This is a genomic window from Streptomyces sp. enrichment culture (assembly GCF_964273255.1).
In the GTDB taxonomy this organism is placed as follows: domain Bacteria; phylum Actinomycetota; class Actinomycetes; order Streptomycetales; family Streptomycetaceae; genus Streptomyces.
Genome location: NZ_OZ186835.1, coordinates 6,911,354 through 6,922,575, shown reverse-complemented (window position 1 = coordinate 6,922,575; position 11,222 = coordinate 6,911,354). Strand labels below are relative to the sequence as shown.

At 69.0% G+C, this 11,222-nt stretch carries 6 protein-coding genes; 5 read left to right on the top strand and 1 reads right to left on the bottom strand.

Annotation, left to right across the window (positions count from 1 at the left end; all coding sequences use genetic code 11):
• The 4 genes from ACSU53_RS30230 to ACSU53_RS30215 all read left to right on the top strand — a co-directional run.
• The coding region (locus tag ACSU53_RS30230; RefSeq protein WP_437032939.1) for a Mu transposase C-terminal domain-containing protein at positions 1-2,044 on the top strand (2,044 nt) is incomplete at its 5' end.
• Positions 2,041-3,105, top strand: a complete 1,065-nt coding sequence (locus tag ACSU53_RS30225) for an AAA family ATPase (protein WP_437023960.1) — start codon at positions 2,041-2,043, stop codon at positions 3,103-3,105. The genes ACSU53_RS30230 and ACSU53_RS30225, both read left to right, overlap by 4 nt.
• 81 nt (positions 3,106-3,186) lie before the next feature.
• Positions 3,187-3,645 carry a hypothetical protein gene (locus ACSU53_RS30220; protein WP_437023961.1) on the top strand — a complete coding sequence of 153 codons (459 nt, stop codon included), beginning with the start codon at positions 3,187-3,189 and terminating at the stop codon, positions 3,643-3,645.
• Between the two features lie 237 nt (positions 3,646-3,882).
• Positions 3,883-5,388, top strand: a complete 1,506-nt coding sequence (locus tag ACSU53_RS30215; RefSeq protein WP_437023963.1) for a hypothetical protein — start codon at positions 3,883-3,885, stop codon at positions 5,386-5,388.
• A gap of 565 nt (positions 5,389-5,953) precedes the next feature.
• On the opposite strand, the gene ACSU53_RS30210 is transcribed toward ACSU53_RS30215, so the two are convergent.
• Entirely contained in the window at positions 5,954-10,030 is a 4,077-nt protein-coding gene (locus ACSU53_RS30210) for a hypothetical protein (protein ID WP_437023965.1), read from the bottom strand.
• A 664-nt stretch (positions 10,031-10,694) separates the two neighbouring features.
• Here ACSU53_RS30210 and ACSU53_RS30205 point away from each other — a divergent pair.
• Positions 10,695-11,210 (top strand): helicase associated domain-containing protein, encoded by a 516-nt coding sequence (locus tag ACSU53_RS30205; RefSeq protein ID WP_437032937.1) that lies wholly within the window; start codon positions 10,695-10,697, stop codon positions 11,208-11,210.
• The last annotated feature ends 12 nt before the right edge of the window (positions 11,211-11,222 follow it).

Here is an 11,222-nt window from a genome sequence, read left to right as displayed (position 1 = left end):
GGTCGACACCGGTCTGCTGCCGGAGGTCCCCGAGGGCAGCAGACCGCGGGAAGGTTATGACCCGGAGCTGTTCACGCTGGTCGAGCGCTATGAACGCAAGGCTGCCGAGCTGCAGGCCGTGCTGGGTTGGAAGGTGTCGTGGAAGACGGTCCAGCGCAAGCGGCTGGCCTTTCTTCGCGAGGACATCTGGGGGCTCATCGATAAGCGGCGTACCCGCCAGACAACGGTGAACGGGCGCACCGATGCTCGGGTGGTGGACCTGCTGCTGGCGCTGCAGGAACGCCAGGCGAAAGAAGAAGCCGCCACCGACGCCCGCACGCTGTTCAAGAACCTGCGGCGCACGGCACGGGCCAGGCTGGGCCCCGGCGTGAAGGTGCCGGCCGACCCCACGCTGTACGCGCTGTTGAAGCGGCTGGGGATCGACGCGCTTCAGCTGCGGGATCCCACCCGGCGCCGCAAGGACCGTCTCAACCGTCCGGCCCCGCCGTTCGCTGTGACCACCGCCACCGCGCCGGGCGAGCTCGTGCAGATCGACTCCACCGCGCTGGATGTCAAAGTGCTGGGCGATGACGGACGGCCCACCCAGGTGGAACTCACGGCAGCCATCGACGTTTTCACGCGCAGCATCATCGCAGCCGTGCTACGGCCCAAGACTGCGGGCCGGCGCAAGACCCGGCAACAGACGAGGGCGCTGCTGAGCACCGGCACGAGCAAGGGGCGGGCCACCAAGGCAGTGGACGCCTCACTGCTGCTGGCGCTGTGCATGGTGCCGGCCCCGATGCGGCCTGGCTTCGACGGGGCCGCGTCCGCGGCCCGTTCGGATCTGCCGTATGAGGAACTGCTGGAGGTCGACGCGCGGATGGAGCACGCAGCGGCCCGGCCGGTCATCATGCCGGAGACGATCGTGATCGACCACGGCACGGTCTTCACCGGGCAAACCTTCTTCGACGCCTGCTCCTACCTCGGCATCTCTGTGCGTCCGGCGCGCAAGCGCACCCCGACCGACAAGGCGATCGTCGAGCGGACCTTTGCGTCGATCAAGTCGCTGTTCAGCCAGCACGTCAACTCCTACACCGGGCGGGACTTCAGCCGCCGCGGGAAGGAGATCGATCCGGACCGGCTGTGGACGCTGCAGGAGCTGGACAATCTGCTGCAGGAGTGGATCGCGGTCGGCTGGCAGGCGCGGCCGCATGAGGAGCTGCGCAGCCCTTACGAGCCGAACCTGCCGCCGTTGACTCCGAACCAGATGTACGCAGCGGGCGTGCAGGCGGCTGGCTACCTACCGATCCCGCTGGGCTTTGCGGACTACCTCCAGCTGCTGCCCACCGCCTGGGTCGGGGTGCGCGATGACGGCATCCGGTTCAAGAACCGCACCTACGACAACTTCAAAGGGGAACTCGAGGAGGTCCGCAACACGCCGTCGGGGCTCAAGGGCAAGAAGCGTGACGGGTGGGAGCTGCGCTACAACCCTTACACGCCCGAGCAGGTGTGGCTGCGCGACCACCGCTCCGGCGAGTGGATCACTGCCGTCTTCAAGCACCAGCACCTGATCGGCGCCCCGTGGACACAGCACCTGTGGGACTCGGCCACCGCGGAGTGCGTGGCGCGCGGCGGCCGCCACACGCAGGACGAAGCCATCGCGCAGGTCCTGGCCGACCTGCTGGAGCGGGCGGGACAGGGTCCGGACGACCCGGGTGTGGTGAGCGTGCCCGACGGCTACGCGCCCGTGCCGGGGCTGGATGGCGGGTGGGAGCCGTCCGGTGACGGCGTTTTCGACCCGTTCGCCGACGCGGAGGCGCTGGACCTGGACGCGCTGGGACCCTTGACGGTGCTGGAGCTGGACGAGCCGAGCCTGTATTCCCCCGCGGAAGAAGAGATCGCGCCCAGGCCCGCCCACGGACCGGACGCTCCCGGCGGCGCGGACACCGAAGTGTCCTCGCTCCTGGCGGATCTGGGTGACCTGGACGACAGCCTCGACAGCGTGGCGCGTCACCTGCTGGACCTGCCCGCCGAAACCGACCCCCCGCAGGAGGACAGGACATGACGCAGCCACCGGTCATCGAGGAGACCGAAGACGATGACATCCGTCTACTCATCGACTCCCCCGCCCCCACGCCGGTGTTCACCGCGCCCCGGCCGGTATGGCTGAACACCCTGAGCAACTGGCGCACCTTCGCCGCCCTGGACCGCACCCGGCCCGACCTGGCCGACAGCCCGCCGCCCGGCACGGAAGTCGCCGACAACGACCTGCGGCTGCGCTATCACGCCCTGATGCCGACCGTGGTCACCCCCGCCATCGGCCGGGCCCTGGTCGTCGTCCACGAGCATCTGCTGGCCAACCGGGAACGCATCCACGGCAAGACCGGTGTCATCATCGACGGCCCCCGCGGCACCGGCAAGACCGAGATCCTGCAGTACATCGGCCGCCACTACGAGAACAAGATCGCCCGCCTGTATGAGCCGGACGAGAACCGCATCCCGGTGATCGCGCTGCGGGTGCCTCCCCTGGCCCGCGGCGGACGGCGGAACTGGCCGGCAGCTTTCGCCTCCTTCCTCGGCCTCAAGCACGACGGCGGCAGCGACCCCACCCGCTCCATCTGCCATGTGATGCGCAACAGCTCCACCTTGCTGGTCCTCATCGACGGCATCGAGCAGCTGCGGGCCGGCGCGGACGCCGAGGAGTCATTCGCCTACCTGGAAGAGATCAGTGAAAGCACCGGTGCCACCTTCCTCTTCGCCGGACGGGCCGCCCGTTCCATCATCGATCCCCTGACCCGGGACCGGGAAACCGCTCTGGCCGACAACGAGGAGATCTGGGGCGACTACGCCGCCCTGCGCACCAGCCGGATCGGCTACGACACGGACGGCCACAAACTGTTCACGAAGATCGTCCGCAAGTTCGACAAGAACCTGTGCCTGCACCACCACCAGCCGGACGACCTGACCAACCTGCACGAATACCTGCACCGCCGCACCAAGGGCTACCTGCGGGCCCTGTCCCAGCTCGTCAGCCAGGGCGCCCAGAAAGCGATCTGGAACAAGCAGGAGCGCATCACCGAGGAGCTGCTGGATTCCCTGGCCATCGGCCGCAGCCGCACTATCTGACATCGCTTGCAGCCGCCCGGGCAGGCACAACACTCAGGCACGGACTCTGGTGACAGTTCACCGAGCAAGGGAAGAACAGGCGTGGAGCACGACTTCCTCGAGGAGAACGAGAAATTCGAAGAGGAGGAGGACGAGGGTACGGCGAGGGTGAGTGTCAGAGCCCCGCTGGGCACCCGTCTCGCCCTGAAAAGTGTCCTGGAGCAGCACCAGGTGTGGGCACAGCGGCTACAGGCCCACTACAAGGCGCGTCTGAAGAGCCTCAGCCCGGCGCAGCGGGACCACCTTCTGGTCGAGCAGCACCGGGGACTGCACACGCTGCGCAGACAGGGCGAGCTCCTGGACACCCGGGATGCACCGCGGATTGCTGACGCTGAACTCCCCTGTGTACAGGGCACGCTGCAGGTGCTGAAAACAGGTTCGCACCCGGGATCGTTTCTTCGGGAGCACGCGCCAGCGTGCCAGTGGCTCGATATAGCCGCGGTCGGCAATGGCACTGGGCAGGATGCAAGGGACGATTGCGGCCGCTCGGAGCCGCACTGAAATGGATGTGTGTGCCGCTGTGGGTCCTGCCGTTGCAAGTCCGGCGGCCGCCCTCGTGAGCGTTCCCTGACTGTGTCGGCACTGTCTGGTGTCTGCAAGATCTGTTGCTGGAGGTCCGTCGTCATGGCAAGCGCGCTCGTCGCCCCGATCCGATTCCGTCGTACATCCGACCCTGACAGTGAGGCTGGCGCTGACAGTCCACCACCGCCGCCAGGGGAGTTCACGCAGCGTGCGGCTGTGCTGGTCCGGGTACCCGGCCAGGAGGAGGCAGTAGCCCGTGAGCAGTGGGAACGGCGCGGTTTGCTGTTCTCACGAGTGGGTGATGCCCCGCAGGAGAATGGGGCGGCGCTGTTTCGGGTGGAGGTACGCCTGCTGGGAAGCCGCTGGGGCGCCCTGAGCGAGGCGGAGCGGCGTGTCATGACAGCTCTGACGGGCCGGGTGACGGCGCGCCTCGGCGACGCCACGCTCCTGGAACCCGACGACGTGCCGACGGCGGCCAGCACCTGGCACGTATACCGGAAGGTGGACTGGGGAGATCGCTGGTGGCAGACACGAGCGGCAAGACTGTGGGAGCAGATGGGAGGAGCAGACGTGCACCGGCGGGTGCGCCTGGACGGCCCGGGCACGCAGGAGGAGGCGCTGGCGGCGCTTCACCTGCAATCTGACCTGGGGGACGGCCCCTTCGGTGAGGACTACGGCGTGCGGCCCGGAATCGCTTCCGCCCATGCCTTACGGCCGCAGGACCCTGCTCCCTGGTACACCCGCGTCCTGGGGCTGCCCGTCTTGGCGGCGTGGGCCGCCGTCGTGGTCTTCGGCTGGGTACTGGCGGGACTCGGTGCGTGGTGGCAGGTCGTATTGGCGCCGCTGCTTCTGGCAGTGGCGTGGTGGACGGGTCCGTGGATCGCTGACGGGGAACGGCACCGCAGGGCGGTCGTCTGGCTGTGTGGGCTGGCTTTGGTCGGCGGTGCAGGCTTGTGCGGGTATGCGGCACGGGTGCTGTCCACGGTGGTGCCGGACGTCAATCTTCTGGGGCCGATGGGGCTCTTGATGGGCGGGCTACTGGTACTGCCCGGGTGCGTCTATGCGCTGCGCCAGAGCTGGTTCTCCCGTAACGCCGCCACGCTGCTGCCCGTTGTCGTTTTGCCGCTGGTGTGGGTGGTGCCCTGGATGGGACGGCTGGCTCAGGGTCTCTACCTGAGTGTGAGCCTGGGCATCCCGCTCTCAGCCGCCAACACCGACCTGCTGTGGACATATCTGGCCGGCGTGAAACCCGCTGCGTGGTGCATCGGTGCCGCCTTGTGCGGACTGGCTGCGCTGGGCTGGGCCCGCCACTTCTACTGGATCACCGGCTCGAGGGCGTACTGCATCGCCTCCGTAGGCGCGCTCACCGCGCTGATGATGCTGGTGGCCTTGATAGGCGGCCTGTCCTCTGCCAGCACAGCCGCCAAGCGCACTGCCGCACAGGCCGCAGCCGGACACGACCTCGCTCCCTTCTTCGGGATCACCGCCCGGCGGGTTTGTGTCATCCCGCTCGACGCGACGAAGACGGCCGTGCAGCCGGGCCCTTTGCCCACCGGCCACCCGGTCGTCGCGTTCGGCGCCACCGGAGACGAGACCTGGCTGTGGGATCCCCAACGCGCCCGAGGCACCGATAACCTCGCGGACAAAGCGCTGCGCGTGCGGACCGACCAGATCACCACCCGGCCCGCAGCCCAGGAAGCCCACACCTGCCCTGCAGCCTAGCTCCCCACGACGCTGCTGCCGGGCCAGTCCGAGTCGGACGGGACCACTGAGCGATGATGATCGGCATGGATGAACAGTGGGCCGCAGTGGTGGGCGTGGCGACCGGCGGGGTATTGGCCGGTGTGCCAGCGCTGCTGAGCGCCTGGTGGAGCCGCCAGAGCCAGCGGGAGCAGACTCAGTCCCAGCAGGTCGTTTTGGGCGCCCACGCACGCAGGCCCCAGCGCGGGTTCTCTCCCCTCCCTTGCCAGCCCGTGCCCGCCCGTCTCTCCCCCTCTCCGGACGGGGCGGCAAGGGGAGGGGGCCGGGTGCAGGTGCTGGGCGGCTCCGTCCGCGGCGGCCGCAACCTGGGCGTGGCGACACTACGGGCGCTGGTCTGGGTGGCGCCGCGGGACAGGCGCGGTCCCGCAGACGCAGGCTGTTGGGATGGGTCAGAGGGTGGGCGCCAGCCGGACCTGCGGTGCCTTGACGATGGTGATCGTTCAGGGGGCGGTCCCGGTCCTCTCGCGGCGTGCGGGCGGCCTGGACATGCAGCTCGAGTTGAGGACTGCCGCGGCGGGCCGGGCGTCTACTCCATCTCGTCCGTCTTGCGCCAGTCGCTGTCCTCACTGGGCAGCCGGCAGTCCAGTACGTGCGCTGCGGCCAGCAGTGTGCCGTCATCGGTTAGTTGGCGTACCTGCTCGTGTTGGTCGCGGCGGACATCGTCGATGGCGTGGTTGGTCGCGGGGCAGCTGCGTTTCTTGGTGTTCCAGCGGGTGCAGTTGAAGTAGCCGACCAGGAGCAGGCCGGCGGTGTCGGGTTCGCTGAGGTAGGCGCGCAGCTGAGTGCGGGCGGTGGTGGGCAGTTCGGGGTTCCAGCATCCCTTGGCCTCGATGATGACTCTGAGGGTGTACTGGCCGGTGTCGGCGGGCGCGGGGGCTTCGATCTGTATGTCGGTGCGCAGGCCGGGCAGGCCGTCGCGTCGTACCTGGACTTCCCGGTTGACGACGACGCGGTGGCCGCCGATGTCGCGGCGCAGGAAGGAGGCGACGGCATCGCTGAGGTCGTCTTCCCAGCAGGGCCAGCACTGGGTAGTGGAGTTGAAGCGGTGCTGGTCGCGGTTCCAGAGGGTGACGGCCGTTCCGTTGTAGCCCTGCAGGTCTTCCTCCAGGGCGTCCAGGGATTCACGTACCAGGTCGAGGAGTTGGCGTGCGTCGCGGACGAGACGTGCCTGGCGGTCGGTGGCGAGCCGGATCAGCTGTTCTGGTTCGAGGGGCCGGACGCTGTGGTCTGCTGCCGTGCGGGCGGTGTCGCGGGCGAGCATGCGCAGTTGCCACACCTGCGGATACGCCTGAGCGAGTCGGTGCAGGGCGGTTGCCGCCTGGTGGGTACCGCAGGAGGCGAGGCTGAGCGGCAGGTGGCGCAGCAGGTCGACGAGGCGGTCTTCTTCCTGGATGAAGCCGCTGCGCAGGGGCCGTTGCAGGCGTTCGACGCCGATATTTTCCAGCAGGAGGGTGTAGAGGTCGGCAAGTGCGTCTTCGTCGAGGTGGTCGAAGGGCCAGTTGTCGGACCCGGTCGTCAGGCCGGCCAGCAGGTCGCCGTACTCCTTGAGGACTGCGGGGTCGCCCAGGCCGCGGCGCAGGGCGGGCCAGTGCTCAGGAAGGATGTCGTGGCGTAGCAGCGTGCGGGCGGCGAACAGCCATCGTTGCCGTGGGGGCGATCCGGCCTCGTGCTGGCTCGGGTCGGTGTCCAGGGCGTGTATCAGGTGGCCGAGGGCGTCGGGGTCGTCGGCTGTGTCGAGTTCGCCAATTACAGCCTGCCACTGCTCGGGGCTGCGGTCGCGGTGCAGAGCCCAGGTGTGCAGGAGGGGTCTGAGCCCCAGGGAGGGGTCTTGTCCCAGGGCGCCGGCCAGGTCGCGGAGGGTCTGTTCTGAGGCGTGGTCGAGGGCGTCCAGTAGCAGCGGCGGCAGCTGGTTTTCGGCGCGGGGAACGCACAGCTGGAGCCAGGTGTGCTGGAGGTCGCGTTCGTCGTCGCTGTAGACGGTGTTGGAGGCGAGGGCGATGGCCCAGCCGGCCCAGTGCGCCGGGTCGGCGTGTAGCGCTTGCGGGTTGTCGACGAGGGCGAAGGCGGTGAGTTCTGCAGTCGGCGGGCGGGTGGTTGTGCTTGGCTGGAAGTGGGGGGCGGTCAGCGGGGGTAGTTCGGTCAGGAGGTGGATGGCCGCCTCGTCAAGGCGTCGGGCGGGGCCGGTGCCGGCGGCGGGGCGTGAGGGCGCCTGGGCGGCGAGGGTGAGTATGCCGGTCGATTGCCGCGCTGGCGGTGCGCCGTCCGGTGTGCGTCGCAGGCAGCGCAGGAGTTGGTTCCATGCGGTCAGGACGCCGGGGCCGCGGGCGGCGCGGACCTCGTCGAGGGCCGTGTTCAAGGCGGCCGGGTCGAAGCGGCGTTGCTGCCGTTGCGCTTCGGCGTGTGCAGCGCGTTCTTGCTGGTCGTGCCGGTAGGTGTCCCAGAAGTCGGTAGCGGCGGCGAGCCTGGGGTGGGCTCGGCGCAAGGCTTCGGCACGTGCCGTGGTCTCGGGGTCTTCGGGAGGCGCGAAGCGGACGGCGTGCTGGGCGCGGTCCGGGCTGATGGCAGTCAGCTGGTCCCAGTGCTCCATCCAGTACAGCAGGTCCGTGGAGGGTAGGAAGGAGCCGCCGGGGATGGCGGCCAGCAGAAGGTAGAAGAGGTCGTCGTTGCCGTGTTGGAGGAGATGGCAGGCGAGCAGGCGGCGGGTACGGGCACAGCCGTCCAGCACCCGGGCCAGATCATCGAGGGCGGTGTGCAGGGTGTGGCTGTGCAGGAGGTCCTCGTGTCCGGCCAGGCCCAGGAGTCCCTCGCCGATGAGGGGCACCAGGTCGAGGGCGGGGGTGTCCTCGTTGAGGGTGACCGCGCGGGTCAGCACGGCCAGGGCCAGGCCGGGACTGGCGTCCTGGGTGTCTCCCGCCGTCAGGGCACGGCCGGCCCACCCGACTGCCTCAACCATGGTGGATGCGTCGAGTTGGGCCGAAGCCTCGCGGCGCAGGAAGAAGGCTGCTCCCACGTAGGCGGGGTCCGGGTCGCGGATGCGGCCGAGGTAGTCGGCCACTGTCAGATGGCCGGGATAGAGGTGGCGCAGTGCCGCCGCAATCACCTCGGGCGAGGCGTCCTGGGTCAGGCCCTCGATCCGGGTGAGGGCGTCTAGGGTGGGCTCGGTGACACCGGCCAGGGCCGCGGTGCGCACGCCCGTGCCGTGGCGGGTGTCTTCGGCTACCGCCAGCAAGTCCTCGGCGAGCTCGGGGCAAGGGCAGGCCCGGGCCATAATGACGGCCGCGTGCAGCAGATGGTCCGCGCCGGCCTCCTGCAGGCGGGGGCGCAACTGCTCGGCCAGGCCGGTGTGGTTGAGGCGGTGCAGCAGGCTGAGGTCGAGGCGCACCGTGTCATCCCGTTCCAGCAGGGCGAACAGGGCGTCGACCGTGCGCTCCCGTGCGGTGTCGGGAAGGCTGGGCAGGTCGGCCAGGAGCAGGACGAGGGGGTCGTCGCGCAGCAGGTCGGCAAAGAGGGTGGCGTCGCTGGTGGCGCGCCAGGCGGCGACTTCCTGGTGGGCGGGGATGATGTGGCGGGCCTCGCCGTCACCGATCCACAGCAGCTGGCGCTGCGGTTGCGGCCGCAGGTTGCGCATGCGCAGGAAATGAGCGGCAAGGAATTCGCGGTAGCTGTCGTGGGCGAACACCCAGCGCAGGTCACCGGTCGGGACCAGCAGGCTCGACTCGGTCACCTGACGCAGATTCCACAGGGTGCACGGGACGCGGCCACCCAGGTGCCCGGGTTCGTCGGAGTCGTCGAGGCGCGACAGCCGCAGGTCTGCCGGCGTAACCGAGTCGTCGGTGCCGGGGGCATCAGTCACGGCGGTGTACGGACCGAACTGCATCGTGGCAGCCAGCCGTGCCGCGACGGCCAGCAGGTGTTCAGGAGATGCCTGAGCCTGCAGCTGACGCGGATCGGTCGAGCGACGCTCTTCAGCGCACAGGCGCAGACATGCTCCAAGGTAGGCGTCGTGCACCGTTGCCGGCAGGCGAGCGTTGTCGGCATAGCTGTCGAGGAGCTGCAGCAGGGTGACCGGATGGGTGGCCAGCGCGATCAGACCCTGCTGCTGAATCGACCCGAGGAGAGCGTCGGTCTCCGCCACCCCGACCGCGCGGGCCGCGACGGCTACGTCGTCTAGGCCGAGTGGAGCCAGTCCCATGATCTTTATCTGGTCGGGTTGCCAGCGCGTGCGCAGGGCTTCCTCGAACCGGCCGGGCCAGCGTGCGCTGCGGCAGGTGACCCGCAGACGCAGCCTCTCCCGGTCAGATTCGGGCACATCCTCGAGCGCCTCGTCCAGGAGCTGGTCCAGCTGAGGAAGGTCGTTGAGACCCTCGTCCAGGCCATCGAGGAGAACGTGCCACTCCCCCGGCCCCGCAGGAGGCGTCAACGCTTCCTGCAGGCGCCTCTGCGCCAGCCGCGTCGTGGTGCACTGCTTCAGCTCCAGCCAGGCAGCATGCACACCATCGGCCAGCAGAGCATCGTGTTCCTGACGCAGAGCGTACGTCTTGCCCATGCCGCGTTCGCCGCGCAGGACGATGACCGCGGTGGCCCGCTCCTGGGACAGCAGCACACCGGCCTCAGCGTCACTGGGCGGCCATCCATAGCGGCCTTGGGCGGGCGGCTCATCCAGCACGAACACCCGCCGCTGCCAAGGAAACCGGTGCTGCTGCGTCAACGTGCTCTCCCTGGCGCGCGGGGCCGACTGCCGCAGCCAGCCTAAAGCGGACAGCGCCGGCAGGACGGTCCTGCATGACCAGCCGCCCCCACTTCTGGGGCCACCCTCGCTGGCTACGAAGGGACAGGGACACCCCCGCTGCGGGCGCACTTTGATGAACGCTGGCTTGCTCCTCGTCTCCGCCCGCCCCCTCTTGAAGCGACTCCCCACTCCTCAAACCAAGATCAACTTCTCCACACCCCCCGGACCCCAATCCCAAGAAACTATCCGTGCAGCTGAGACATTCTCGATGGAGATGCGGTACCCCAGGTCACAGACTTGCTGCCGATGACCTCAGGAGCGTTTGCATCTCATCAGACCAGGTCAGCCAAGCAGACGGCCCAACCTCAATTTCTATGAGTGCGGTTGAGATGTTGCAGGTCACAGCGATGGACGTGTCTCAACTGTACGAATAACCGACACCCGCAAGAAGGGCGGCCTGGGCAAGGACCCGCAGCGGGCGGCCCGGCGGGCGGCGCTGCTGACGGCGATCGATCCGGACTGGAAGCCCGACTGGCCGGTGGACTGGCAGCGCCACTACGCCACGCTGAAGAACCTGGTGGCCTCCGGTGTCGGGCTCGCGTCGGTGAAGCCGGGGACGGTCGTGCACGGCATGGACGTCGGCCGGTGGCTGGCCACCCAGCGGCAGGACTGGCCGCTCCTGAGCCACGGGCAGCGCGACCGGCTCGCCCGGCTGGGTGTAGAGCCTGCCGAGCAGACCGTACCGGCACAAGCGGGAACTAGAGACGCGGCGCCGGGCAGACGCCCGTCTGGGGGCCGTTCAGCGGCCTTTGAACGGGGCATTGCGGCACTGGCTCAGTACAAGGCCCGCACCGGCTCCCTGACACCCTCCAGGGGGCACGAGGAGACCGTGGTGGTCGACGGCGTGGAACACGTCGTCAAACTCGGAGTGTTCCTGTCCAACCACAAGAGCCGCCGGACCAAGCTCACCGCGGACAAGCTGGCCGCACTCGCCGCCCTCGGACTCGACTGGGCCACCCCACGGACGGAACAGACACCACACACAGCCACGTGACCGGACACCCCC

What these genes read in the sequence shown, in the direction of transcription:
- ACSU53_RS30225 (WP_437023960.1), top strand. Translation starts at nt 2,041, where the DNA reads ATGACGCAGCCACCGGTCATCGAGGAGACCGAAGACGATGACATCCGT.